The organism is Mesorhizobium sp. M1050 (genome assembly GCF_040318715.1).
Classification (GTDB): domain Bacteria; phylum Pseudomonadota; class Alphaproteobacteria; order Rhizobiales; family Rhizobiaceae; genus Mesorhizobium.
This window is the reverse complement of the sequence record NZ_JAMYMV010000065.1, coordinates 1-23,732: the sequence shown is the minus strand read 5'-3', so window position 1 is coordinate 23,732 and position 23,732 is coordinate 1. Positions and strand designations below refer to the sequence as shown.

The 23,732-nt window shown below is 62.0% G+C and carries 24 protein-coding genes; 10 read left to right on the top strand and 14 right to left on the bottom strand.

What is annotated here, in order from left to right:
- Positions 1-52 precede the first annotated feature (52 nt).
- Together kynA and NKH57_RS26820 are read right to left on the bottom strand one after the other, a co-directional pair.
- Positions 53-889: a tryptophan 2,3-dioxygenase gene (gene kynA / locus NKH57_RS26825; RefSeq protein WP_352948805.1), complete on the bottom strand. Its 837-nt coding sequence runs from the start codon at positions 887-889 to the stop codon at positions 53-55.
- Positions 886-2,511, bottom strand: coding sequence for an AMP-binding protein (locus NKH57_RS26820; RefSeq protein WP_352948802.1), 1,626 nt, complete (start codon positions 2,509-2,511; stop codon positions 886-888). Before NKH57_RS26820 ends, kynA begins: the two co-directional genes overlap by 4 nt.
- Positions 2,512-2,829: 318 nt before the next feature.
- Here NKH57_RS26820 and NKH57_RS26815 point away from each other — a divergent pair, with 318 nt between their 5' ends.
- The gene (locus NKH57_RS26815; protein WP_352948799.1) at positions 2,830-3,660 is read left to right on the top strand and encodes a hormone-sensitive lipase; all 831 of its coding nucleotides are present in this window, start codon (positions 2,830-2,832) and stop codon (positions 3,658-3,660) included.
- Between the two features lie 46 nt (positions 3,661-3,706).
- Here NKH57_RS26815 and NKH57_RS26810 read toward each other — a convergent pair whose 3' ends face one another.
- The 5 genes from NKH57_RS26810 to NKH57_RS26790 form a co-directional block, all read right to left on the bottom strand.
- A complete protein-coding gene (locus NKH57_RS26810; protein ID WP_352948797.1) occupies positions 3,707-4,912 on the bottom strand; it encodes a molybdopterin molybdotransferase MoeA in 1,206 nt (401 codons plus the stop codon).
- Complete coding sequence (moaC, locus tag NKH57_RS26805) at positions 4,912-5,394, bottom strand: cyclic pyranopterin monophosphate synthase MoaC (RefSeq protein ID WP_352948816.1); 483 nt, start codon at positions 5,392-5,394, stop codon at positions 4,912-4,914. Before moaC ends, NKH57_RS26810 begins: the two co-directional genes overlap by 1 nt.
- A 66-nt stretch (positions 5,395-5,460) precedes the next feature.
- Positions 5,461-6,309, bottom strand: coding sequence for an indole-3-glycerol phosphate synthase TrpC (gene trpC / locus NKH57_RS26800; RefSeq protein WP_352948794.1), 849 nt, complete (start codon positions 6,307-6,309; stop codon positions 5,461-5,463).
- A gap of 3 nt (positions 6,310-6,312) precedes the next feature.
- Positions 6,313-7,323, bottom strand: a complete 1,011-nt coding sequence (trpD, locus tag NKH57_RS26795) for an anthranilate phosphoribosyltransferase (RefSeq protein ID WP_352948792.1) — start codon at positions 7,321-7,323, stop codon at positions 6,313-6,315.
- Positions 7,320-9,212: a SurA N-terminal domain-containing protein gene (locus tag NKH57_RS26790; protein WP_352948789.1), complete on the bottom strand. Its 1,893-nt coding sequence runs from the start codon at positions 9,210-9,212 to the stop codon at positions 7,320-7,322. The genes trpD and NKH57_RS26790 overlap by 4 nt, the downstream gene beginning before the upstream one ends.
- A gap of 143 nt (positions 9,213-9,355) precedes the next feature.
- Between NKH57_RS26790 and tpiA the strand changes: the two genes are divergently transcribed.
- The 5 genes from tpiA to NKH57_RS26765 all read left to right on the top strand — a co-directional run bounded on the left by tpiA (position 9,356) and on the right by NKH57_RS26765 (position 14,463).
- Positions 9,356-10,123 (top strand): triose-phosphate isomerase, encoded by a 768-nt coding sequence (tpiA, locus tag NKH57_RS26785; RefSeq protein WP_023759223.1) that lies wholly within the window; start codon positions 9,356-9,358, stop codon positions 10,121-10,123.
- Between the two features lie 170 nt (positions 10,124-10,293).
- On the top strand, positions 10,294-10,743 hold the full coding sequence (gene secG / locus NKH57_RS26780) for a preprotein translocase subunit SecG (RefSeq protein WP_352607446.1): 450 nt from the start codon (positions 10,294-10,296) through the stop codon (positions 10,741-10,743).
- 209 nt (positions 10,744-10,952) lie between these two features.
- Entirely contained in the window at positions 10,953-12,068 is a 1,116-nt protein-coding gene (locus tag NKH57_RS26775; RefSeq protein WP_352948786.1) for a L,D-transpeptidase, read from the top strand.
- A gap of 136 nt (positions 12,069-12,204) precedes the next feature.
- Positions 12,205-13,842: a CTP synthase gene (gene pyrG / locus NKH57_RS26770; RefSeq protein ID WP_084025403.1), complete on the top strand. Its 1,638-nt coding sequence runs from the start codon at positions 12,205-12,207 to the stop codon at positions 13,840-13,842.
- 81 nt (positions 13,843-13,923) lie between these two features.
- Entirely contained in the window at positions 13,924-14,463 is a 540-nt protein-coding gene (locus tag NKH57_RS26765) for a DUF1697 domain-containing protein (RefSeq protein ID WP_352835955.1), read from the top strand.
- Between the two features lie 96 nt (positions 14,464-14,559).
- Here NKH57_RS26765 and NKH57_RS26760 read toward each other — a convergent pair whose 3' ends face one another.
- Entirely contained in the window at positions 14,560-16,017 is a 1,458-nt protein-coding gene (locus NKH57_RS26760; protein ID WP_352835952.1) for an NCS1 family nucleobase:cation symporter-1, read from the bottom strand.
- Positions 16,018-16,305: 288 nt separating this feature from the next.
- Here NKH57_RS26760 and NKH57_RS26755 point away from each other — a divergent pair, with 288 nt between their 5' ends.
- On the top strand, positions 16,306-16,608 hold the full coding sequence (locus NKH57_RS26755) for a DUF982 domain-containing protein (RefSeq protein ID WP_023759217.1): 303 nt from the start codon (positions 16,306-16,308) through the stop codon (positions 16,606-16,608).
- A 92-nt stretch (positions 16,609-16,700) separates the two neighbouring features.
- Here the strand turns inward: NKH57_RS26755 and NKH57_RS26750 are convergent, their stop codons facing one another.
- Complete coding sequence (locus NKH57_RS26750) at positions 16,701-17,147, bottom strand: pyridoxamine 5'-phosphate oxidase family protein (protein WP_352607439.1); 447 nt, start codon at positions 17,145-17,147, stop codon at positions 16,701-16,703.
- A 182-nt stretch (positions 17,148-17,329) separates the two neighbouring features.
- On the opposite strand from NKH57_RS26750, the gene NKH57_RS26745 reads away from it, so the two are divergent.
- A complete protein-coding gene (locus NKH57_RS26745) occupies positions 17,330-17,554 on the top strand; it encodes a hypothetical protein (RefSeq protein ID WP_352607437.1) in 225 nt (74 codons plus the stop codon).
- Here NKH57_RS26745 and fixJ read toward each other — a convergent pair.
- Together fixJ and NKH57_RS26735 are read right to left on the bottom strand one after the other, a co-directional pair.
- Positions 17,551-18,165 (bottom strand): response regulator FixJ, encoded by a 615-nt coding sequence (gene fixJ, locus NKH57_RS26740; protein ID WP_352948782.1) that lies wholly within the window; start codon positions 18,163-18,165, stop codon positions 17,551-17,553. The two genes, NKH57_RS26745 and fixJ, sit on opposite strands and share 4 nt — an antisense overlap.
- Positions 18,155-19,666 (bottom strand): PAS domain S-box protein, encoded by a 1,512-nt coding sequence (locus NKH57_RS26735; protein WP_352948779.1) that lies wholly within the window; start codon positions 19,664-19,666, stop codon positions 18,155-18,157. Before NKH57_RS26735 ends, fixJ begins: the two co-directional genes overlap by 11 nt.
- A gap of 229 nt (positions 19,667-19,895) precedes the next feature.
- Between NKH57_RS26735 and NKH57_RS26730 the strand changes: the two genes are divergently transcribed.
- Positions 19,896-20,708, top strand: a complete 813-nt coding sequence (locus tag NKH57_RS26730; protein WP_352948777.1) for a putative universal stress family protein — start codon at positions 19,896-19,898, stop codon at positions 20,706-20,708.
- A gap of 163 nt (positions 20,709-20,871) precedes the next feature.
- Positions 20,872-21,141: a DUF6455 family protein gene (locus tag NKH57_RS26725; protein WP_352948774.1), complete on the top strand. Its 270-nt coding sequence runs from the start codon at positions 20,872-20,874 to the stop codon at positions 21,139-21,141.
- A gap of 67 nt (positions 21,142-21,208) precedes the next feature.
- Here NKH57_RS26725 and NKH57_RS26720 read toward each other — a convergent pair whose 3' ends face one another.
- The 3 genes from NKH57_RS26720 to NKH57_RS26710 all read right to left on the bottom strand — a co-directional run.
- Positions 21,209-21,907 (bottom strand): CBS domain-containing protein, encoded by a 699-nt coding sequence (locus tag NKH57_RS26720; RefSeq protein WP_352948771.1) that lies wholly within the window; start codon positions 21,905-21,907, stop codon positions 21,209-21,211.
- A 105-nt stretch (positions 21,908-22,012) separates the two neighbouring features.
- Positions 22,013-22,168 (bottom strand): cbb3-type cytochrome oxidase assembly protein CcoS, encoded by a 156-nt coding sequence (gene ccoS, locus NKH57_RS26715; RefSeq protein WP_023759210.1) that lies wholly within the window; start codon positions 22,166-22,168, stop codon positions 22,013-22,015.
- A partial coding sequence (locus NKH57_RS26710) for a heavy metal translocating P-type ATPase (RefSeq protein ID WP_352948769.1) occupies positions 22,165-23,732 on the bottom strand: 1,568 nt, incomplete at its 5' end. The genes ccoS and NKH57_RS26710, both read right to left, overlap by 4 nt.

The window sequence follows — 23,732 nt, the reverse complement described above, 5'->3', positions numbered from 1 at the left end:
GGTTTTCCGCTGCAAGCGCGCCCTCGATGTGCCTGTTCTCATTTCGATTGTGTCAAAGCCGGGTACGGACTGCCCACAGCTCCGGAAACAGCACGACCTCGAGCATCTTCTTGAGATACGAAGCACCCGACGTGCCGCCGGTGCCGCGTTTCAGGCCGATGATGCGCTCGACCGTGGTGACGTGGTTGAAGCGCCAGCGGCGGAAATAGTCCTCGAAGTCGACCAGCTTCTCGGCCAGTTCGTAGAACATCCAGTAGCGCTGCGGGTCGCGGTAGATGGTCTGCCAGGCGACCAGAACCTCTTCATTCTCGGTTCGCGTCTCACGCCAATCCGTGCGCCTGGCATCGGTGCCGATGTCGAATCCGTTGCGCGCCAGAAGCAGCAGCGCTTCGTCGTAGAGCGACGGCTCCGCCAGGATCGCCTCCAGCTTGCCGCTGAGGTCCGGCCGGTGCTTGTGAGGGCCGAGCATGGCGAGGTTGCGGTTGCCGGCCATGAACTCGATGGCGCGATACTGCCAGGACTGGAACCCCGAGGACTGGCCGAGTGCATCGCGGAACTCGGTATATTCGCTGGGCGTCATCGTGCGCAGCACATCCCAGGCGTTGTTCAGCTGTTCGAAAATGCGGGCAACGCGCGACAGCATCTTGAAACTCGGCTCGAGGCGATCGGCGCGGATCGAGCGGATCGCAGCGCCAATCTCGTGCAGAGCGAGTTTCATCCACAGTTCGGAGGTCTGGTGCTGGATGATGAACAGCATCTCGTCATGCGCCGAAGACAGCGGCGTCTGGGCATCCAGCACTTTCTCCAGGTGCAGATAGTCGCTGTAGGACATGCGCTCGTTGAACGACATCTGTGCGCCTTCGGACGCCGGATCGTAGGGTTCGCTCAATTGATCTTCTCCGTGCGCAGCCGAAAACGCTGGATTTTGCCGGTTTGGGTCTTGGGCAGCGCGGCGATAAATTTCACCGATCGCGGATATTTATAGGGCGCTATCGTTGCCTTGACGTGGTCCTGCAGGCGCTTGGTCGTCAATGCGTCCGGCGCTACGCCCTGCACCAGCACGACGTGCGCTTCGACGATCTGGCCGCGTTCGGCATCTTCCGTGCCGATCACCGCGCATTCGGCAACATCCGGGTGCGACAGGAGTGCTGCCTCGACCTCGGGTCCGGCAATGTTATAGCCGGCGCTGACGATCATGTCGTCGGAGCGCGCGGCGAAATGGAAGAAGCCGTCTTCGTCCTGCGTGAAGGTGTCGCCGGTGAGGTTCCAGCCGTCGCGGACGTAGTCCTTCTGCCGGTCATCGGCCATGTAGCGGCAGCCGGTCGGTCCGCGCACCGCCAGCCGGCCGGTCGCGCCGCGCGGCAGCTCGCGCATTTCGTCATCGACGATGCGCGCCTCGTAGCCGCCCACCGGCTTGCCGGTCGACGCCGGCTTCATGTCATCAAAGCGGTTGGAGATGAAGATGTGCAGCATCTCGGTGGCGCCGATGCCGTCGAGGATAGGCTTGCCGGTCTTTTGCGTCCACTCTTCGAAAACCGGAGCGGGCAAGGTTTCGCCGGCCGAAACGGCGACACGCAGCGATGACAGATCGGCCCCTTCATCCATGGCCTTCAGCATGGCGCGGTAGGCGGTCGGCGCGGTGAAGGAGACGGTCGCCTTATAGGTCTCGATGATGTGTATCATGTTGGGCGGCGTCGCCTGTTCCAGCAGTGTCGCTGCCGCACCGAAGCGGAGCGGGAAGATGGCGAGCCCGCCAAGGCCGAAGGTGAAGGCCAGCGGCGGCGAGCCGACAAAGATATCGTCCGGTGTCACCCGAAGGATTTCGCGTGCGTACGCATCGGCGATGATCAGGAGGTCGCGGTGGAAATGCATCGTCGCCTTCGGCACGCCAGTCGTGCCCGAGGTGAAGCCGAGCAGCGCGACATCGTCGCGGCCGGTGTCGACGGCGGTGAACGTCACCGGCTTGTCGAGAGCGGCACGATCGAGTTCGGCATCATGGTTGGCGGTGCCGTCGAAGCCGATGACCTGTTCGAGGAACGCGCTGTCCTTGGCGCAGGCTGTCATCTCGTCCATCAGCCTGGTGTCACACAACGCGATGGTGATTTCTGCCTTGTCGACGATCTTGGCAAGCTCACCGGCGCGCAGCATCGGCATGGTGTTGACGACCACGGCGCCGACCTTGGTGGCGGCCAGCCAGCAGGCGACCATGGCGGGGTTGTTGGCGGAGCGGACCAGCACCCGGTTGCCCGGCTTGACGCCGTAGTTCTCGACCAGCGCGTGGGCTAGCCTGTTCGTCCAGTCGGACAGTTCCTTGTAGGTGCGGCGGCGGCCATTGCCGATCAGCGCGGTGTGGTCACCGAGGCCCCTCTCGACCAGCCTGTCCGTCAGTTCGACGCCGGCATTGAGACGTTCAGGATAATCAAAGCCGTCGAGCAGAAAATCCGGCCATTGCTCCGGAGGCGGCAGGTGATCGCGCGTGAACGTGTCGATATGCGCTGAAGGCCCAAGCATGTCGCCGCTATCCCGTCTGCTGCCTGGCCAGTGCGCGATGTGCCTGACCTGTGTGGTGGATTTGAAGTTCCTGTCTTTCGCGGGAGGTTTTCGTACCGCCAATCGTGCCAGCTCGACTATGCCACCGGGAAAGGACGAGCATCTACGGGGTCAGGGCAGCACAGCAGACCTCCCATTTCGTCGGCTGATCGTCTTGTCAGGATCGCACCAGTCGAAATTTGTTTCAAGCCTAAAATGTTTTGGCCTTGAAGCATTGACGCATGGCGTGCCGGTGGCCATTGCTAGCTCACAAGCGATGCCGTTTTGGGGGAGGCGCAGATGTTCGAACGTCACATTGTCGATTGGGATGATGCCTATGCCAACGGCGCGAACATCGCCGGCAGTGACCGCTGGCCGGCTGCGTGGGCGGAGCCGGCGCAAGCATTTCGTGATGCGCTCTCAGCGGAGGGCCGGGCACGGCTCGACATCGCCTATGGTGACGGACCGCGCAATCGGCTCGATCTTTTCCTTCCCAATGTCGCGCCCAAGGGGTTGGTGGTGGTCCTCCACGGCGGTTACTGGCTGGAGACCGACAAGAACATGTGGTCGCAACTCGCCAATGGCGCGGTCAGCAGCGGCTTTGCCGTGGCGATGCCGTCCTACACGCTGTGCCCGGACATACGCATTGCCGGTATAGTCGGGGAAATCGGCGCGGCTATCGACAAGGCAGCGGCAATGATCGACGGGCCGCTGATGCTGACCGGACATTCGGCCGGCGGCCATCTCGCCACCCGAATGGTGACGATATCAACGCCTCTGGCGGCCGATGTGGCGCGGCGCATACGCCATGTCGTTTCGATTTCAGGCCTCCACGACCTGCGTCCGCTCATGCGCACCGGGATGAACAAGGCACTGGCAATCGACGAAGAGGAGGCGCTGGCTGAAAGCCCGGCGCTGCTGCGACCCATGGACGGCGCCCGCATCACCTGCTGGGCCGGTGGTAGCGAGCGCGCCGAGTTTCTTCGCCAGAACGCGCTGCTTGCCAACATCTGGACCGGCCTCGGCGCGGCGACCAGCACCGTCGTCGAGCCCGACCGTCATCATTACAACATTGTCGATGGCCTTGCAGATCCGGCGCATCCGCTGACACAGGCCTTGATCTCGGAATAGCCGAGCACAATTTCCACAACTCTATTAAAGGCTTGCCAGAGCTTCTTCAGCGCAGCATCAGCACGCTACAGGCCTCGCCCGCAGCGGCTGCGGGGGCAAACGGCGCACGCACGATCAGCCCGTTGGCGTCGGCCAGCATTCTCAGCATCGAGGAATCCTGGATGCCGAACGGCGTCGCCACCAGCGCGCCATTGTCTTCCCTGACCACCGCCCGCACATAGTCCTGGCGCAGATCATTGGCCGGCATTGCGGCACCTAATCGCGCCGGACGAATGTCCTGGCGATAGTCGCGGCCACCGAGCCGCGCCAGCAGCGGCTTCAGGAACAGCTGCGAGCAGACCAGGCTTGCCACCGGGTTGCCGGGTAGGCCGATGCACCTGATGTCGCCAAGGCGGCCGAACATCAGCGGCTTGCCGGGACGCATGGCGATTTTCCAGAAGCCGAGCGTCATGCCTTCGCCGGTCAGCACGTCATGGATCAGGTCGTGATCGCCGACCGAGGCGCCTCCAAGCGTGACGATGACATCTGCGCGGGCACTGACCGCCTCTTTCACCAAGGCTGCAATCGCGTCCTTGCGGTCGGCGGCAATGCCGAGATCGAGCGCGTGGGCGCCGACGGATTGCGCTGTCGCGGCAACGCCATAGGCATTGGATGAGATGATCTGGTCCGGCCCAAGTTCGCTGCCGGGCGGCAACAATTCGTCGCCGGTGGCGATGATCGCGACCAGCGGCCGTTTTACCACGCTGACCCGGGAATGGTTTGCCGAAGCCGCCAGCGACAGCGCCGCCGGATCCAGCACGCGGCCTTTTTCCAGCAGCACGTCGCCTTTTGAAAAGTCGAGGCCGATGCGGCGGATGTTTCGCCCTTGGGCGGTTGGTTCGATCACTTCGACGTCGCTGCCGCCGAGATCCCTGACATTTTCCTGGATGACAATGGTGTCGGCGCCTTCGGGCAGCGGCGCACCCGTGAAGATGCGCACGGCCTGAGCGTGGCTGACGGTGCCGTCAAAGCCGCGTCCGGCCGGCGCCATGCCGATCACCGAAAGTCGCGACGGCACCGACGCCACATCGACAGCGCGGACTGCGTAGCCATCCATGGCGGAAGCGTTGAAGGGCGGCTGGGTACGCAGCGCAACAAGCGGTTCCGCCAGCACGCGATCCACCGCCTCGAACAGGGGAACTTTTTCGCCGGCCAAAGGTGCCGCACCCTCGAGCAGGCGCTCGAGCGCTTCGGCGATTGGAACCAGCGCCATCAGGCGCCTGCCTTGTACGCGCCCGACTTGCCGCCGGTCTTTTCGACCAGCCGAATGCCGGAGATGACCATGGCGCGGTCCACCGCCTTGGCCATGTCATATATGGTCAGACAAGCCACCGAAGCGGCGGTCAGCGCTTCCATCTCGACGCCCGTCTTGCCGGTGACGCGCGCCAGTGCCGTGACCTTCAGGCCGGGCAGGGCATGGTCCGGCTCGATGTCGACGGAAACTTTGGTCAGAAGCAGCGGATGGCAGAGCGGGATCAGTTCATGTGTCTTCTTCGCCGCCATGATGCCGGCGATACGCGCGGTGCCGAGCACATCTCCCTTCTTGGCGTTGCCGGCGAGAATCGTCTTCAGGGTCTCGGGCTGCATCGCGACAAAGCCCTCGGCGATCGCCGTGCGTGTCGTCTCCACCTTGTCGCCGACATCGACCATGTTGGCCTCGCCCTGCGCGCCGAGATGGGTGAGGCCTGATGTCATCGTCAGATCGCCATAGAGCGACGTGCGTCCGTTCGGACGCACAAAGTACGCTCTATCACTTTGAATCTATGCATCGTGCTCTCCGAAAATCGATTCCGATTTTCGGGCCGATGCATCCGGCGCCTTGCCCGTCAGAAGCAGGCGTGTCGCCGCGACGACGTCCTGTTGCCGCATCAGGCTCTCGCCGACCAGAAAGGTGCCTATGTCGCTCTTTCGAAGCCTGAGGCAATCGTCATGCGAGAAAATTCCGCTCTCGCTGACCAGCAAGCGGTCCGCCGGCACCATGGTCGCCAGCCGCACTGAGGTCTCGAGGCTAGTCTCGAACGTGCGCAGATTGCGGTTGTTGATGCCGATCAGCCGCGACGACAGCTTTAGCGCGCGCTGCGTCTCGGCCTCGTCATGCACTTCGACCAGTGCATCCATGCCAAGTTCGAACGCCGTGGATTCGAGGTCGCTGGCCAGGGCGTCGTCGACGCTGGCCATGATGATGAGGATGGCGTCCGCACCCCAGGCGCGGGCCTCGTAGACCTGATACGGGTCGAACAGGAAATCCTTGCGCAGCGCGGGCAGGGCGACGGCGGCTCGCGCCTTGGTGAGAAATTCCGGCGCGCCCTGGAACGATGGCGCATCGGTCAGCACCGAAAGGCAGGCAGCGCCGCCTTTCGCATAGGCCCGCGCCAGCGCTGGCGGATCGAAATCGGCGCGGATCAGGCCCTTGGATGGGCTCGCTTTCTTGATCTCGGCGATCAGCGCAAAAGCGCCGGATTTGCGCTTCGCTTCGAGCGCGGCAAGAAAGCCGCGCGGTGCGTCCGCGTCCTTCGCTCGCGCCTTGATCTCGGCCAACGGCACACGTGCCTTTGCCGCTGCGATCTCGTCGCGCTTGTAGGCCTCGATCTTGCGAAGAATGTCAGACACGTTCTATCCGTTCGAAATCTCGACCAGCCTGTCGAGCACTTGCAGCGCCCGGCCGCTGTCGATGGCTTGCGCCGCCGTCGCGATGCCGTCGCCAAGCGTCGTCACCTTGCCTGCCACGACCAGTCCGGCGCCGGCATTGATCAGCACGGTGTCGCGATAGGCGCCGGCAGCGCCACCCAGCATATCGCGCAATGCCTTGGCGTTGTAGTCCGCGTCGCCACCGCGCAACTCATCCTTGGTATGGCGCGCCAACCCAACCGCTTCAGGGGTCAAGGTGAAGCTGCGTATCTCGCCGCTGATCAGTTCGGCGACCTGCGTTTCGCCGGTGGTGGTGATCTCGTCATAGCCGTCGCCATGGGCAACCCAGGCATGTTCCGCACCCAGCGCTTTCAACGTCTCGGCCACCGGCAGGATCCATTCCGGCAGGAATACGCCGACCATCTGCCGCTTGACGCCGGCCGGATTGGAGAGAGGCCCCAATAGATTGAAGATGGTGCGGGTGCCGAGCTCGACGCGGGTCGGGCCGACATGCTTCATCGCCGGATGGTGCGCGGGCGCGAACATGAAGCCGACGCCCGCCTCGTGGATGCAACGGCCGATAAACTCGGGCGATATGTCGATCTTGACGCCGAGTGCAACCAGCACGTCGGCGGCCCCTGTCAGCGACGACAGGCCCCGATTGCCGTGCTTGGCGACCGGCACACCGCTCCCGGCAATGACAAAGGCCGATGCCGTCGAAATGTTGACGCTGTGGGAATTGTCGCCACCCGTGCCGACGATATCGATGGCGCCGTCCGGTGCGTCGACGCGCAACATTTTGGCCCGCATGGTGGCGACGGCGCCGGAAATCTCGCCCACCGTTTCGCCGCGCACGCGCAGCGCCATCAGGAAGCCGCCGATCTGGCCGGGCGTGGCGTCACCCGACATGATGATGTCGAACGCCTCGCGCGCCTCCTCGAAGGAAAGCGCGCTTCCGGTTGCGACCTTGGCGATATAAGTTTTCAGCGCGCTCATCTTGTCGAGGCTTGGGCGACTGCGGCCTGGTCGACGCGAACGTCGTACTGCGTCTGCAACTGCGCCACCAACTGGTCGAGCAGGTCGTCAGACATGCCGGAAGTGAAGGACTTCTGCGCATCGTCTGGCACCGAGCTGGCATCGGCCCCTGCAGGCTCGAACACTTCGGCGACCTTGTACAGGATCTGCCCGTCTCCGGTAGGCGAGGGGATCAGCCCGGTGCCGCCTTCGCCGACTCCGAACATCGCCGCGGCGCCCTCCTTGCCGAAATCGACATCGTCGGCCTCACGCTTGACGCCGCGCTTGGTCTGCTTTTCCAACTTCAGTTCGCCCGCGATGACGTCGAGCGTGGTGCCGGCCTTGAGCCGCTTTTCAAGCTCATCTGCCTTGGCGGCCAACCGCTTGGTTGTCTCCGCCGCCGTCCAGTCGGCGACGACTTTCTGACGAACCTCGTCCAGCGTGCGGTCCCGAGCCGGCGTGACCGAAGCCAGTTCATAAAAGACAAAGCCGTTGTCGGCGGTTGTCAAAGCGTCATTCTCCGTACCGGGCTCGGCATCGAAGACGGCCTTGATCAGCTCTGGCGATTGCGGCAGGTCCTTGACGATGCTTCCGTCGGGCCGCAGCCCGCTGCGGTCGATGGCGTCGATGGTGACGACCTTCAGCTTCAACTTGGCGGCGGCATCGGCAAGCGAACCGCCGGCGGCGCGGGTGTCTTCGTAATTGTCACGCACGTCGAGGAGGATGCGGCTTGCCTCGCCCAGCGCCAGGTCCTTGCGGATCTGGTCGGACACTTCTGCCAGCGGCTTCACCACCTCGGGCTTGATCTCGGTGACGCGCAGCAACACCGGACCAAAGGCGCCTTGCACGACTTGGCTGACTTCATTGGTATTGAGCGCGAAGGCCGCATCGGCGACGGCCTTGTCGGCGATCTTGTCCTTGGCCAACGTGCCGAGCAGTGTGTCGGCCGGGGTTTTGCCTTCCGCCGTGACGAGCTTGTCGAACGTCACACCGGTCTTAAGCGAATCGAGCGCGGCCTTGGCCGCATCAGGCGTCTTGAACACAAGCTGCTCGATGGTGCGCATTTCCGGCGTGGTGTAGCGCGCCTTGTTCTTGTTGTAATCGTCGCTGACCTGTTGGTCGGTGACGGCGGTCGTATCCATGATGTCGACCGGCTCAAGCCTGACATAGGAGAATTTGCGGTATTCGGGCGCCGCGTACTTCTTCTTGTTCGCCTCGAAATAGGCGGAAAGCACGCTGTCGGACGGCGCCTCGATCGGCTCGACCAGTGCTTTGGGCAGCGTCAGATAGTCGATGGTGCGGTCTTCGCCGCGATACAGCGCGACAGCCTTGAAGAAGGTGTCCGGGGCTTTCAGACCATCCGAGAACGCTTCGACGATCTGCTGGCGAACCGCCACCTGGGCACGGTTCTTCAGATAGTCCTCCGGCCGCATGCCAATCTGCCGCAGCATGTATTCGAAGGTTCTGCGGTCGAACTGGCCGCCCGGGCCCTTGAAGGCCGGATCTTCGCGCGTCAGTTCGGCCAGCCGGTCCTTGGAGAGGCCGAGGCCAAGCTTGCGGGCCTGTTCGTCGAGAACGGCGCCCGAGACGAGCTGCGCAAGAACCTGGTTATCGACGCCGAGCGCCTTTGCCTGTTCGTGGCTGAGACGCTGGCCGAACTGTTGCGACATGACCGCAAGCTGGCGATCATAAGCGAGCCGGTATTCTTTGATCGACACCTTGGTGCCGCCAGCGGTTATGACCGAATCATGGCCGGCGAAACCGCCCATCAGCCGTCCGGAAATGCCCCAGGCGGCGAAACTGACCACCAACAGCGAAAGCAGCGTCTTCGCGACCCAGGTACCTGCCGCGCTTCTCAATACACCAAGCATCGTTACTTCCGATTTATGCGCAATTTCGCATGCGCCGAGTCTGAACCAAGCGCAATAGCGCCCTTCCGGTCCACTGTCGATTGCTTTGTGGGCTGATTTTGGTAGTGAGGGCCAGAGCCCGATATCGCCCGGAGAAGCAAACCATGACGCCAGGAATTCGCCCGCTTGTCGCCGGCAACTGGAAAATGAACGGCACCAGTGCCTCGCTCAACGAACTCAGGATGATCGGCAACGGTTTCCTGAGTGGGCTCGATGCGGAGACCGAAGCGCTGGTCTGCGTTCCCGCGACATTGCTAGCCCATGCCGCGGAGATCTTGTCGCGCACGCCGGTGCATGCCGGCGGTGAAGATTGCCACAGCAGGGAGAGCGGCGCCTACACCGGCTGCATTTCGGCGGAAATGCTCAAGGATGCGGGCGCAAGCCATGTCATCGTCGGCCATTCCGAGTGCCGTGAGCAGCGCGGCGAGGATGACGCGACGGTACAAGCCAAGGCCTCCGCCGCCTGGCGTGCCGGGCTCGTGGCCATCATATGCATTGGCGAGACGCAGCAGCAGCGTGAAGCGGGCGCCACTCTCGACGTGCTGTCGCGTCAGGTCGACGGGTCGGTGCCGCCAAGCGCCACCCCGTCCAATACCATCATTGCTTATGAGCCCGTATGGGCGATCGGTACCGGCCTGACGCCGACCGCAGCCGATGTGGCCGAAGCACACGCACATATCCGCGAAAAGCTGGCGGAAAAACTCGGCGGCGTTGCGGCAAAGGTGCGCATCCTCTATGGCGGTTCGGTCAAGCCTTCAAATGCAGTCGAACTGCTCGGCGTCAGGAATGTCGATGGCGCGCTGGTCGGCGGCGCCAGCCTGAAGGCAGCGGATTTTCTTGCCATCGCCGAGGCTTATCGCAACATCGCTTGAACTTGTTCGCCACACCGGATGGGGCTCCCGGCGCTGGAAATCGTTGCAAAGAAGGCGTTGCTTCCCATATTCCGGCCACGGGCTTGGAAATGCCATCAAAGCATTGTATTGAGCCGCCTCCAATTCACCGGTCGTGTCCGCGGCCGGGCAAGGCTTTGCCAGGATAAACTATGGAAACCGTACTGATCGTCATCCATCTCATGGTCGTGCTCGCCCTCGTCGGGGTGGTGCTGCTGCAGCGTTCCGAAGGCGGCGGCCTTGGCATCGGTGGCGGATCCGGCTTCATGACCGCGCGCGGTGCCGCCAATGCGCTGACGCGTGCGACGGCGATCCTGGCGGCGGCCTTCTTTGCCACGTCGCTGACACTGTCGATCGTCGCCCGCTATGGCGAGAAGCCGATCGACATCCTCGACCGCGTGCCTGCGACATCGGATGGTGCCGGCAAGGGTGTGCTCAACCAACTGCCAGGCACGACCACACCGGCGCCCGCCGGCAACGCCACGCCGACGCCGCCGTCCGGCAACGACGCCGCAGCTCCGGCGGGCACGGCGCCTGCCGCCGGCTCGAAACCGTCGACCAATGGCACCGCTCCGGCGGCCCCGCAGGTTCCGAACCAGTAATCTCCAGGCTCTGCAGCCGCGGCCTGTTGTCGTTTGAACACAGTCGCGGCAAATGCAGCACAATCACGAAGATTCGACGTGGTGAGGCGCGGCCTCGCGCTTGAGGCGTTCGCGCTTATTCGACTATAGATTGCGCGCGGCATTTCCGGCGCCTTGGGGGCGCTGGGCGACGCCGTGGGCAACAAGCATAGAACGATCGGATCTTCGCCATGCAGCTTCGCAGCTTCATTTTCCTGGGACTTTGCGCCGCACTCGGCATGAGTTCCCCAGCCTTCGCCGGCGCGCCGGCAAATATGGCCGCACCTTCTGTTGAGAAAACCGGCGCCATCAATGTCGCCGTCAAGAGTGACGCGTCGCAGTTGAAGCTTCTCAAGAAGAAGAAGAATCCGACGCCGGACGATCTCGCCCAGATCAAGAAGATCGAGGCCAAGATCGTTGCCGACAAGGAAGCCGCCAAAGCCAAGGCTCTCGAAGCCAGGAAGCTGGCGATGCGCGAGGCGGCCAAGGCCAGGGCCGACGCTGAACGGCAGGCGTTCCTGGCCAAGAAGGGCAAGAGCGTGCCGGCTACCGAAGTGGCCGACGCCAAGCCGGCCAAGACGCAGGCTGTAAAGATCATCGAGCCAATCGCGCCGATCCAGTCGGCCGAGCCGCTTCCGGCAGAGGCGATGAATGTCGCCTTGACCGGCAACAATGGCGAGCTGCGCAGCGAGGTCGTCGGCCAGAAGCGGCCAAGCGGCGGCGGTCTGTTCGCCGGTCTCTTCGGCGGTACCTCATCCGGCTCGTCGATGAGCTATCTTCCAGAGACGCGGGCTCTCGATCAGGCCCTCGCCAAGAAGGAAGCCAAGAAGCAGTTCAAGGTGAAGCCGGAATTCGTGCCGCAGGACGTGGAATTCACCGGCTATGACGCCGGCACCATCGTCATCGACACCAGCGCGCGGCGGCTCTACCTCGTCGAATCATCTTCGACCGCTCGCCGCTACGCCATTGCGGTCGGCCGCGAAGGCCTGCAGTACAAAGGCACGGTAGCGGTCGGCGACAAGCAGGAATGGCCGCGCTGGATCCCGACGCTGGACATGCAGAAGCGCGAGCCGAAGCATTACGGCCAGTACAAGGACGGCATGCCCGGCGGTGGCCAAAACCCGCTCGGTGCCCGCGCCATCTATCTCTATGACGGCAAGAAGGACACGCATCTGCGCATCCACGGCACCATCGCGCCGCAGTCGATCGGAACCAGCGCCTCGAATGGCTGCTTCCGCATGATCAACGAGCACGTCATGGACCTCTACAGCCGCGTCAGGGTAGGCACCAAGGTCGTCATCATCTGACGTTTTCGTCATCCTGCCAAAGGGCCGGCTCAGCCGGCCCTTTTCTTTTGCCTTGCCTATCGTCCAAGCGCCTTCTTGGGAAAAAACCTTCGCGGTGGTTTTTTCTCTGGCGGAATCAATCCGGCCGCGTTAAGCGATGACTCCCATGGCGCGATATGTATTCATCACAGGCGGCGTGGTTTCCTCACTTGGAAAAGGCATAGCCGCAGCGGCCCTTGGGGCTCTCTTGCAGGCGCGAGGCTATCGCGCACGCATCAAAAAACTCGATCCCTACCTCAATGTCGATCCGGGCACGATGTCGCCGTACCAGCATGGCGAGGTTTTCGTTACCGATGATGGCGCCGAGACCGATCTCGATCTCGGCCATTACGAGCGCTTCACGGGGCGTTCAGCCAATCAGCAGGACAACATCACCACCGGCCGCATCTACAAGAACATCATCGAGCGCGAGCGCCGCGGCGATTATCTCGGCGCCACCGTGCAGGTCATCCCGCACGTTACCGACGAGATCAAGAATTTCGTCCTCAACGGCAATGACGACTATGATTTCGTGTTGTGCGAGATCGGCGGCACGGTCGGCGACATCGAGGCGATGCCATTTCTGGAAGCCATCCGCCAGCTCGGCAACGACCTGCCGCGCAACAATGCCGTCTACGTCCATCTGACGCTGATGCCCTACATCCCGACGGCCGGTGAGCTGAAGACCAAGCCGACCCAGCATTCGGTCAAGGAACTGCGCGGCATCGGCATTGCGCCCGACATCCTGCTGGTCCGCGCCGACCGCGCTATTCCCAAGGAAGAGCGCAGAAAACTGTCGCTGTTTTGTAATGTGCGCGAGAGTGCGGTGATCCAGGCGCTCGACGTGCCGCATATCTACGACGTGCCGATGGCCTACCATAAGGAAGGGCTCGATTCGGAAGTTTTGGCCGCCTTTGGCATCGATCCGGCGCCGAAGCCGCGCATGGAGCCCTGGCAAGCGGTGTCCAACCGCATCCACAATCCGGAAGGCGAAGTTACCATTGCCGTGGTCGGCAAATATACCGGGCTCAAGGATGCCTACAAATCGCTGATCGAGGCGCTGTCGCATGGCGGCCTGGCCAACCACGTCAAGGTCAAGCTCGACTGGATCGAATCGGAGATCTTCGAAAAGGAGGATCCGACGCCTTGGCTGGAAAAGGTTCATGGCATCCTGGTTCCCGGTGGCTTTGGCGAACGCGGTGCTGAAGGGAAGATCCTGGCGGCGAAGTTCGCGCGTGAGCGAAAAGTGCCGTATTTCGGCATCTGCTTCGGCATGCAGATGGCCTGCATCGAGGCAGCGCGGTCGCTGGCCGGCGTCGAGCATGCGTCATCGACCGAGTTTGGCCCGACCAAGGAGCCGGTCGTCGGCCTGATGACCGAATGGCTGAAAGGCAACATGCTGGAGAAGCGCCGCGAGACCGGCGACCTCGGCGGTACGATGCGGCTCGGAGCCTATCAGGCAGAGCTCGCCAAGGGCTCGAAGATCGCCGAGATCTATGGCGACACACAGATTTCCGAGCGCCACCGCCACCGCTACGAGGTCAATGTCGACTACAAGGAGCGGCTCGAGGATTGCGGCCTGGTCTTCGCCGGTATGTCGCCCGACGGCGTGCTGCCGGAAACGGTCGAGTACCCCGATCATCCCTGGTTCATTGGCGTGCAATATCACCCGGAACTGAAAAGCCGGCCGCTCGACCCGCATCCGCTGTTCGCCAGCTTCATCGAGGCGGCGGTGGAGCAGAGCCGGCTGGTGTAGCTCCAAGTCAAAGAGATGAGCATGATGCCGTCCGAAAACCACTTCACACTTTTCGGCATCATGCTTTAGGCCGGTCGGACAATGCAGACCTACGTCGCGCTGCTTTACAGCATCGTCCTGGGCGAGGGGCGACGGGTCGCCATGGCCGACCTCAAGGCGATGGCCGAAGAGCTCGGGCTGAAGAACCCGCGCACGCTGGTGGCGACAGGCAACCTGGTCTTCGAGGCGCCGGCGACGGATATCGCCGATCTGGAACGGCGGTTGGAAGCAGCCTTCGAAAAGATCTTCGGCCGCCATATCGACATCATCGTGCGGAGTGCCGAGGACTGGCTGAAGCTTGCCGCCAGCAATCCGTTTCCGGACGAATCGAATGCGACCGCGGATCAGGTGACGGTGCGCGTGATGCGCCAACCGGTGCCGGACGAAGCCGTCACGGCGCTCGGCTCTTATGTCGGCAAGGACGAAAAGATGCACGCCGTCGGTGGCGATATCTGGATTGTCTTCTCGCGCGCCAGTTCACGGCTTCTGACGGCAACCAGCCACAAGCGCCTGGGCGTCGGTACATCCCGCAACTGGAACACGGTGCGCAAACTGGCCGAGATGGTGGGCAGTAGGCAGTAGGCAGTAGGCAGTAGGCAGTAGGCAGTAGGCAGTAGGCAGTAGGCAGTAGGGAAGCGGTTCTCTACTCCCTTGCACCTACTGCCTACTGCCTCATTTTCAAGCCTTTGCCGTCTTGGCGCCAGCGCCCAAAGCGGCGGTGCGCAGCACGTAGTAGATGATGCCGGCGATCGCCACGCCGAAGAACCAGCCATAGACGCCCCACCACGACGGCAGCCAGTTGGTGAAGTTCGGCAGGATCGACGAGAAGATGGCACCGATACCGGCGGCGATGAAGGCATTGACATGCCAGCCGCCCTGGAATCGGAACTCGCCGTCCTCGCGATAGAGTGCCTCGACATCGACCTCACCCTTCCGGATCAGATAGTAGTCGACCATCATCACGCCGAAGATCGGCCCCATCGTCGCACCGATGACGTTGACAAAGGAAGCGGCACTGCCTTCCCACGGTGCGAAGGGATAGAGCACGAGCGCGATGACGGCCGCGATATAGCCGCCCTTTTTGAAGTCGATCTGCCTGGGAAAGACGTTGGAGAAGTCGAAGGCCGGCGAGACGAAGTTTGCCACCACGTTGATGCCGAGGGTTGCCACGGCAAAGGTCAAGGCCGCGAGCGCTGCCAGGAACCAGCTGTCGAACTTCGCCGAGATCTGGTCGGGATGCAGCAGCACTTCGCCATAGACGTCAAAGGCGGCAATGGTGGTGACACCGGCGACCAGGGAAAACAGGATCAGGTTGATCGGCAGGCCCCAGATGTTGCCCTTGCGCAGCGATGCCTTGTCCGGCGCGTAACGGGCGAAATCGCAGAAATTGAGATAAAGCGCGGAAAAGTAGGTGACCCAGATCGCCGCCACCGCAAACAGCGACGTCCATGATCCCGGCGTGCCCGGTACGCCCGCGTCCTTGGTCTTGTCCAGCAGCACGTCCATAGGGATATCGCTGGTGAAGGCAAATCTCCCGGATTTGACGCAGAGGTAGATCGCCAGGATCAGCATCATCACCCAGACTGCCGGTCCTGCCCAATCCTGGAAGCGGCGCACCGTTTCCATGCCGTTCTGGATGATCAGCAATTGCAGCGCCCAGATGACCACGAAGCAGATCACCTCCAGGCCGGTATGGCCGAGGAGATGCGTGTTGGCGTTGAAATCGGCAAACCATTGCGAGCGGATCAAAAGTGCCACGATCGCGCCTGAGGCGGCGGCGGTCTGTGCGCCGTACCAGAAGCAGGCGACCACGGCGCGCACCAGCGCCGGTATGTTGGCGCCCCAGATGCCGAAAGAGGCACGCGCAAGCACGGGGTAGGGCACGCCTGTCTTCACGCCGGCGTAGCCGACCATGTTCATCAGCGCGTAGATGATCAGTGAACCGATGCCGATGGCGATGAGGAAATTGACGAACCCGCCACAGAATAGAAAAAGGCTGGCGGCGAGATAGTAGCCCCAGAGGCTGTGAACGTCCGATGTCCAGACGTTGAAGATCGAGAATGGTCCCCAGTTTCGAGTTTTGGCAGGCGCCAGGTCGTCGTTGTACAGATCAGGTGAAGCACCCTGTATTGTCATTGCAATGGTCCCCTTTGCAGCACGCGCCCTCACGCGTTGGCGGTGCAGGGTAAGCCTGACGCAGGGGAACCGACAAGCAATCTATTTGTCGGCTTTGGCCTTAAAGATATTCAATGAGAACTGCGATTATCGACGGCACTCCATGGTGGGCCGCCTCTGGATCTGCCGGGCCGATGATTCGAAATTCCGATCTCCTAAAAAGAAATCTCGGATTGCGTGGAACCGGCTGTCGAATGGCGCGTTTCATTGGGTTCGATTGAGCGCATCGCGATCGACGGGGAGGAAACGATGAACGACCTGCATTTCATTTCGCCCGTGCGGATCTCGCGCGGGCAGGGGCACCCTACTGAAGAAATTGATAGTGTTGCCGAGGCCATGGCGTTCTTGCGGAAATGGCCGACGGGACGGCGCGGTCCGGTTTATCAGTGCGCGCTGAATTGCTGCTCGGCCGCCCTGTCGGGCCAGATGACGGCCGAGGAAGCTCGGAAAGCCTTCACAGGCTTTGCCCGCATAACACGCCTTCTCGATGATGACATGGCATTGCCGGCGGCCGGCGAGGACAAGGCAAGCGTGCACGCGCTGCGGCGGTAGGTGGCTCGCATCATCATCCTTACGGGGAAGTACCTACGACAACGGGTTCCGTCGGCCCAGCCGTCCCATCTGTGGTCGGGGTGGTCGTTCAGCTATTCACTTGCCTCGCGACCCGACACCTGCTCGATCAGGATGCGAAAAAACACATGTGGGCTGCTGTCCGACACAGGAGGCACGACCGGCTTGAGCGCACCAGGCTCCCACCAGTCGGCGTGTTTGCTCAGCACTGACCATGCATGGTCGCGCTCGATCTTGTGGCCAACCCGGTCCGGCAATTCCTCATAGCGGCCATCGACTACGACGCTTCTCCATCCACGCCCTTTGCCGCGCTCGTCGACCTGGACGGATACCAGCGGATTGGCTCGCATCCATTCGATCTTCTTGCCCGGCATTGAAAATGCGTAGAGGTGATTATCCGCATGTGCGTAGTAGAGAGGCACGACGTAAGGCTGCCCGTTCTTTGCGCATGCGAGCCGTCCGACCCGATTGGCCGTCAGCAATCTCGTACTTTCCAGGGTGGAAAGAGTTTGGATCAGCATCGGTGCCGTCTCCTATTTCGCGGCCATCCCAAAGTGTTGTTTGCCTTGCCGCTTTGAACCATCACCATCCGGGTGCTTCCGCCCGGCTCATGGCTGGCAAAGTCCACATTCGCGCATTTGGCAATTGCGGAAAATGATTCAGATCAAGGCGCGGGCTGGCGCTTCTGGAGAATCATCTGGAGATGTGGAAACCGATCCTCACCGCTCCGTTTGGGCGCAACCTCACACTGGCCGTCTTCGACGAGGATGGCGAGCATGCGCTCGTGTTTCCCTGCATGAAGGAGCGGGAAGGCTGGAGGAACGCCGCCACCGGCGCATGGGTAGACATCCGCCCGACTCACTGGCGCGACTGGGGGTCTCACAGTGTGCCGGCTCTCGACGACAACTCCTTTGACGATGGTTCCTAGGATTTGGGTTCTACGATCAGTGCCATGCGCACGAGGTGCGACAGGCTGCTCGCGCTCATCTTGCTCATGACATTGGCGCGATGGATCTCGACCGTACGTGGGCTGATTCCGAGGTCATAAGCGATCGTCTTGTTTGGAAGACCTGAGACAAGTCCATCCAGCACTTGTCGCTCTCGTTCCGACAGCGTCGATAAACGGCCGTTGATTTCCGTGGATTGTGGGTGCGTAGCGTTCGCCTGATTGCGCTTATCCAAAGCGGAACGGATCGCACTTATCAGAATATCGTCGTCGAAAGGTTTTTCGATGAAATCGGACGCCCCCTCCTTCATTGCCTGAACGGCGAGCGCCACATCAGCATGGCCCGTCATCACGATGACCGGAAGCATGTGTCCGCGGGTTCGGAGCTGCCGCAGGAACTCGATTCCGTCGATGCCCGGCATGCGCACGTCGGTGACGATGCAACCGTCGGGATTGCCCGTCGCGGTATCCAGAAAAGCTGTCGCCGATTCGTACAGCCGCACGGCAAAGTCGGCTGTCGCCAGAAGAAAGCCAAGCGATTTGCGCACGTCCACATCGTCGTCAACCACGTGCACCAGATCACTAACCGCCATTTGTGACCTCTTCCTTCTCCACAATGCGCAACGTGAACCGGAAAGCGGTCCCTCCAGCCGGCATTGGCTCGGTCCAGATATGACCTCCGTGCGATTCGACGATGGTACGGCAAATCGAGAGGCCGACGCCCATGCCCTGCTTCTTTGTGGTGACAAATGGCTGGAAAAGCTGTGCGGAGACCTCCGGCGCGAGGCCGGGGCCGGTGTCGATCACGCTTACCTCCGCCATGCCATCGTCCCGGGCGACAGTTGTGACTTTCAACTCGCGGCGCGGCGCGCCTTGCATGGCCTCCACGGCGTTGCGTATCAGGTTAAGCAGCACCTGCTGAATTTGGATGCGATCAGTCAAAACCAGTTCGGCCTCCGGATCAAGCTGGTAGCTGACGCGCACGTCTATTTCCCTCGCGCCCACCAAAGCCAGTGAGGAGGCTTCCTCGATCAGCATCGGCAAGCGTTCGACCTGACGCTCGCTTTCGCCCCTGGCGACGAAATCGCGAAGATGACGAATGACCTCTCCAGCCCGCAAAGCTTGCTCAGCCGCGTTCTCGACAGCCTCTCTCAGCATCGGTGCGTTCTCTTCCGTGCTCTTCTCAAGAAGCCGGCGGCTGCCTTTGAGGTAGTTTGTGATCGCCGTGAGCGGCTGGTTTATCTCATGGGCAAGCGTCGAGGCCATTTCGCCGAGCGCGGTGAACCTGGCCATGTGGAGCAGTTCCAGCTGCTGGTCCTGTATTCTCGCTTCCGCCCTGTGGCGCTCGGTCAGGTCTCGGCAAAAGCCGGTAAAGAAGCGCCCGGTTCCGGGATGCATTTCGCCAACGGAAAGCTCCATTGGAAAGGTCGAACCGTCCTTCCGCATTCCGGTGACCGTGCGGCCTAGCCCGATGATCCGGCGCTCGCCGGTCGTCAGATAGCGAAGCAGATAGGCGTCGTGATCGTCGCGGTAGGGCGACGGCATCAGTATGTTGACGTTTCGGCCAATGGCTTCGCTGGCCTGATAACCGAACAGCGCTTCGGCAGCTGTGCTGAACGATTGAATGCTGCCCAGTTCATCGATAACCACCATTGCATCGGGCACCGTCGCCAGGATCGAACGCAAATGGTCTTCGCGCAGCTGAAGGGCTGCATTCGCGAAGGAAAGCTCACTGACATCAGTGCCTTGGACAAAGATGGCCGTGATGCGGCCATCGTCGGCCTTGATCGGCTGATATACGAAATCGAGGATACGCTCTTCAAGCCGCTGGCCGTCCCTGTTGCGAAGACCGACCTTGATGCCTTGGCCTCTGTATGGCTCTCCGGTCCTGTAGACATGGTCCAGCTGTTCCAAGAACCCTTGGCCTTCGAGTTCGGGAAGGGCTTCGCGCAGCGATTTCCCAATCACTTGCCTGTCGGCGATGAGCCGTTGATAGGCGGTATTCGTCAGTTCAAAGACATGATCCGGCTCACGCATGATAGCCATGAAGCCCGGGGCCTGTTCGAACATTTGGGACAAGACCGACTTCAGCATCGTCCCGCCGGCCGACAAAATAGGCGCTTCGTCTTGGCTCACCTGAAATCCTTGGATTCGACACGCCTGTGAGAAGGGCTAACTACCACTTCTCGCCGCGCACGCAAAACGGATCGGGGCCGACGTTCTCGGATACGGATGAGCTTAGGCCCTTTGACGCGCATCAAAGCATCGGGTGCCAGCAAATGCATTCATCGTGCATTCCGTCGTTCAGCGAAAGGCCCGTGCGATGTGCTACAAGTCAATTGTCGTGAATCTTGCCGTCGATGCGCCTCCCGTATCCATCGTGAAGGTCGGAATCGAGCTAGCAGAGCGGTTTGGAGCCCGCCTCATTGGCCTGGCGGCTGCAGATGTCCCGCCGTTGGTCGCGACAGGGGACGGCATGGTCTACGAAGGCGAGATCATGCAGGTCCAGCGGACGGAAATCGAAAAGCGACTTGCCGAACTGCGGGCCGAGTTCGAGAGGCTGGTTCCTGCTTCGATGTTCAGCGAATGGGTGCAAGCTATTTGCAGCCCGACTCGCTTCCTGAGTGTCTCCGCGCGAGGCGCGGATCTTGTCGTTACCGGCAGCGAGAAGGCGGACAATATCTTTCGCGCAGTCGATGTCGGTAGCCTGGTGCTCGGTGCCGGTCGACCGGTCCTGGTTGCTGCGAGTAATGTCGACCATCTCGTGGCAAAAACCGTGCTTATTGCCTGGAAGGACGCCAGGGAGGCCCGACGCGCGATAGCAGATGCCTTGCCTTTCCTGGCCAAGGCCAACGAAGTCGTGGTCGCCACGATCGATACGGACCATGACGAAAGCATTCGCGACAGCCTCGCCGATGTCGCCGTTTTTCTGGAACATCACGGCATTTTGGCGCGAACCGAACTGATCGCCGGCGACGCCGACGGCGACCGGCTGCTGGCGTTCGCGCGGTCGATCCATGCCGACCTGATCGTCTCCGGCGCCTATGGCCACAGCCGCCTCCGGGAATGGGCGTTCGGCGGCATCACACGCACATTGATCGAAGACAGCGGCATCAGCCGTTTCATGTCGTATTGACGGTTCGATGCCCACTGCCGGATGGCTTGGATAATGAAAGTCCTCATATTGAGGTCGATCCATCCTTGACTGCCTCGGCTTGGCAGCGGCTCCGCCTGTTGACCGAGATCAATGTCATGTGCCGCCAGCATGCAATGATCGCAAAGAAGGAGGAGCCACCGACATGAACTTTCTCGACTACCTGGTCTCGGTTGACGCAAGGACCGCGTTGATGGATCGCATGATGCGCAAGCTTGGCGTCGACAGGCAATTGAAAGTCGTGCCGGACCATGAAGCCGTCGTCCATCGAGCGATAGACCGCTGCCGCTCCTGCGGCCACCAGGACGAATGCGCAATTTGGCTCGACGAACACCAGCAAGCCGATGATCCACCCGACTATTGCCGCAACCGGGATTTGATCGCACGTCTCCAACATGCGGCCGGCCAACGCTAGTCGTAGTCTAGTGCTTCGAGCTCTGAGGGCGACCGTCCCTGCCTTCTCAGCTTCTGTGACCAAATGCCTACGAAACCAGCACGACAGACAGCGGTCCGGCGCAGATGAGGTTGTCCCTGACAGCCTTGACGCCGGCGACATTTTCGGCGGCGACGATGGCTGCCTGGCGCTCGCGCTCGTCGAAGATGGCGCCGTTCAGTTGCACCGCCCCTGTGTTCACGGTCACATCGATCATGTCCTTGCCGGTCCATTTCTGCTTCGCAAGTTCGGCAAGGACGTCCTGACGGATTTGTTCGTCGTCTATCCGTGCCGAGGCCGCGCCAGATGGGACGTCGAGTAATGCGCGCAGCAGGTCGGAGCGGGTCACGATGCCGATCACCTTGCCGCCGTCGACGACCGGAATGCGTTTGACGTGATGGCGTGTCATGAGCTCGACCGTGCTGGACAGCGATGTGCCAGGTGATACTGTAACGACATCCGCCGTCATCACCTCTTCGATACGCCTTCCGTTGGCTTGAACATATTCTTCGGCCGCTTTTCCAGGGCTGACGAGAGCCTCCAGCCAACGCGGACGCGTGCGTCGCGTGCCCAGTTCTTCCCGGCGCAGAAAATCGCCCTCGCTGACGATCCCCACCAGCGTGCCGTCGCTGCGAATGACAGGCAGGCCGCTGATCTTCTTCGAAAGCATCAACCGTGCCGCATCGGCAATCGAAGCGTCAGGGTCTATTGCGACGACCGGTGTGGTCATTATCGCTTCTGCTCGCATGCCTGCCTCCTCGGATGTTTATCCCTTGACTATCTGGGTTTATGGGCTGTGCGCTTTGATCTGGGTCACCGGTCCCAGCGGTGTTTGAGCGACCCGGCGCCCGAGTCAGCCTTGCGGCTTGTCGTCGCCATCGATCAGGATCCGTTCTGCGGCTCCATCGAGATCTTCATATTGACCGCTTCTCAAGGCCCACAGAAAGCCCCCAAGTCCAAGGGCGCCAAGGAAGAGGGCCACGGGTATGAGGTAGGAAAGAGTCGTCATCGAGGTTGTGCCAATTGGCTGACGCCGCGCCGCCTGTCCTGTCGAGAGCTTTGCGCCTGTCCGTTCGACACGAAGCCTTGCAGGCGCAGCGCATTTCCGATGACAAGCAGCGATGAGGCCGACATGGCGATCGCAGCGATCAGAGGCGTGACGTGTCCCAGTATGGCGATCGGAACGGCGACCGCATTGTAGACGATGGCGATCGCGATGTTCTGGCGGATCAGGCTCCCCGCCTCGCGCGAGACGTCCAGCGCGAGAGGCACTGCCGCAAGGCTTTCACGCAGGAATACGAAATCGGCGGCATTGCGACCGATGTCGGCCGCGGCAGCCGGCGCGATCGACACATGCGCTGCGCTCAGTGCAGGCGTGTCGTTGAGGCCGTCGCCAACCATCAGAACCCGCAGTCCCTCTCTTGCCAGGGTCTCGATGCATTCGACCTTGCCGGACGGCAGCAAGCACGGAATGAAGTCGTCGATACCCAGCATTTTCGAGACTTCGCCGCAGGCGGCCGCCGTATCCCCCGACAGCATCCGCACCGACACCCCGGCATCCTTCAATCGCTCGATCGCTGCTCTGGCGTCGGCACGCGGCGCATCCTCGAAATCGAAGGTCGCGACAATGATCCCGTCTTTAGTCAGAACCGTCCCGCCATAGCCATGTCGGCCTTCGCCGCCGGTGCGGGCTTTCCATCCAGCCCATCCGCGTCGACCCAGCCGCCAGATGTTTCCGGCGGCAGCGGCCTCGATGCCGAATCCCGGGTGCTCGGTGACGGCATCGAATTTGCGCTGCCCGCCAGGCTTGGCAAAGCCGGCTATGGCCTTTGAAAACGGGTGGCGCGAATGCGCTGCCATGTCGGCTGCAATTGCCAGCATGGCCGGATCGATCGACGATGCATTGACGAGCCGCGGTTTTCCGAGCGTGAGCGTTCCGGTCTTGTCGAACACCGCGGCATCGATCGTCGCCAGGCGCTCCATGGCCGAACCGTCCTTGACCATGATGCCGTTCTCAAACAGGCGCCGCGCGGCGACCACCTGAACGATCGGCACGGCGAGGCCGAGCGCGCACGGGCATGTGATGATGAGAACGGCAATGGCGATGGTCATCGCCCGATGCCAGTCGCCGGTCGCCGCCATCCAGCCGAGGAACGTCACGAAGGCGGTAAGATGAACCACAGGAGCATAAAGCGCTGAAACGCGATCGGCGATCCGGCGATAATGTGCCCGGCCGCCCTCGGCAGCTTCCATAAGCCGAACCATTTCCGCCAGGAACGAATCCTTCGCGGCGGCTGTCGCCTTGATCGTCAGCGAGCCGGTAAGGTTGAGCACGCCAGCCTGCACGGGTTCGCCTGGCGCTACGTTTCGGGGCGTGCTCTCGCCGGAAACCAGTGAGCAGTCGAGATCCGACGCCCCATGGATGATCTCGCCGTCGACGGGTATCCTATCGCCTGCCGCGATCAGCAGCAGCATTCCCGGTTCGATCTCGCCAACCGGCAGGTAGTCGCGGGGGCCCGGCGCGCGGCGGCCACGAGCCGCGCCCGGCCCGGCCGGGGCCCGGGCGACGCCCG

Coding starts and splice junctions, on each gene's coding strand:
- NKH57_RS26820 (WP_352948802.1), bottom strand. CDS start 2,511: ATGCTTGGGCCTTCAGCGCATATCGACACGTTCACGCGCGATCACCTG.
- NKH57_RS26815 (WP_352948799.1), top strand. CDS start 2,830: ATGTTCGAACGTCACATTGTCGATTGGGATGATGCCTATGCCAACGGC.
- NKH57_RS26810 (WP_352948797.1), bottom strand. CDS start 4,912: ATGGCGCTGGTTCCAATCGCCGAAGCGCTCGAGCGCCTGCTCGAGGGT.
- moaC (WP_352948816.1), bottom strand. CDS start 5,394: ATGACATCAGGCCTCACCCATCTCGGCGCGCAGGGCGAGGCCAACATG.
- trpD (WP_352948792.1), bottom strand. CDS start 7,323: ATGAGCGCGCTGAAAACTTATATCGCCAAGGTCGCAACCGGAAGCGCG.
- NKH57_RS26790 (WP_352948789.1), bottom strand. CDS start 9,212: ATGCTTGGTGTATTGAGAAGCGCGGCAGGTACCTGGGTCGCGAAGACG.
- tpiA (WP_023759223.1), top strand. CDS start 9,356: ATGACGCCAGGAATTCGCCCGCTTGTCGCCGGCAACTGGAAAATGAAC.
- secG (WP_352607446.1), top strand. CDS start 10,294: ATGGAAACCGTACTGATCGTCATCCATCTCATGGTCGTGCTCGCCCTC.
- NKH57_RS26775 (WP_352948786.1), top strand. CDS start 10,953: ATGCAGCTTCGCAGCTTCATTTTCCTGGGACTTTGCGCCGCACTCGGC.
- pyrG (WP_084025403.1), top strand. CDS start 12,205: ATGACTCCCATGGCGCGATATGTATTCATCACAGGCGGCGTGGTTTCC.
- NKH57_RS26765 (WP_352835955.1), top strand. CDS start 13,924: ATGCAGACCTACGTCGCGCTGCTTTACAGCATCGTCCTGGGCGAGGGG.
- NKH57_RS26760 (WP_352835952.1), bottom strand. CDS start 16,017: ATGACAATACAGGGTGCTTCACCTGATCTGTACAACGACGACCTGGCG.
- NKH57_RS26755 (WP_023759217.1), top strand. CDS start 16,306: ATGAACGACCTGCATTTCATTTCGCCCGTGCGGATCTCGCGCGGGCAG.
- NKH57_RS26750 (WP_352607439.1), bottom strand. CDS start 17,147: ATGCTGATCCAAACTCTTTCCACCCTGGAAAGTACGAGATTGCTGACG.
- NKH57_RS26745 (WP_352607437.1), top strand. CDS start 17,330: ATGTGGAAACCGATCCTCACCGCTCCGTTTGGGCGCAACCTCACACTG.
- fixJ (WP_352948782.1), bottom strand. CDS start 18,165: ATGGCGGTTAGTGATCTGGTGCACGTGGTTGACGACGATGTGGACGTG.
- NKH57_RS26735 (WP_352948779.1), bottom strand. CDS start 19,666: ATGCTGAAGTCGGTCTTGTCCCAAATGTTCGAACAGGCCCCGGGCTTC.
- NKH57_RS26730 (WP_352948777.1), top strand. CDS start 19,896: ATGTGCTACAAGTCAATTGTCGTGAATCTTGCCGTCGATGCGCCTCCC.
- NKH57_RS26725 (WP_352948774.1), top strand. CDS start 20,872: ATGAACTTTCTCGACTACCTGGTCTCGGTTGACGCAAGGACCGCGTTG.
- NKH57_RS26720 (WP_352948771.1), bottom strand. CDS start 21,907: ATGCGAGCAGAAGCGATAATGACCACACCGGTCGTCGCAATAGACCCT.
- ccoS (WP_023759210.1), bottom strand. CDS start 22,168: ATGACGACTCTTTCCTACCTCATACCCGTGGCCCTCTTCCTTGGCGCC.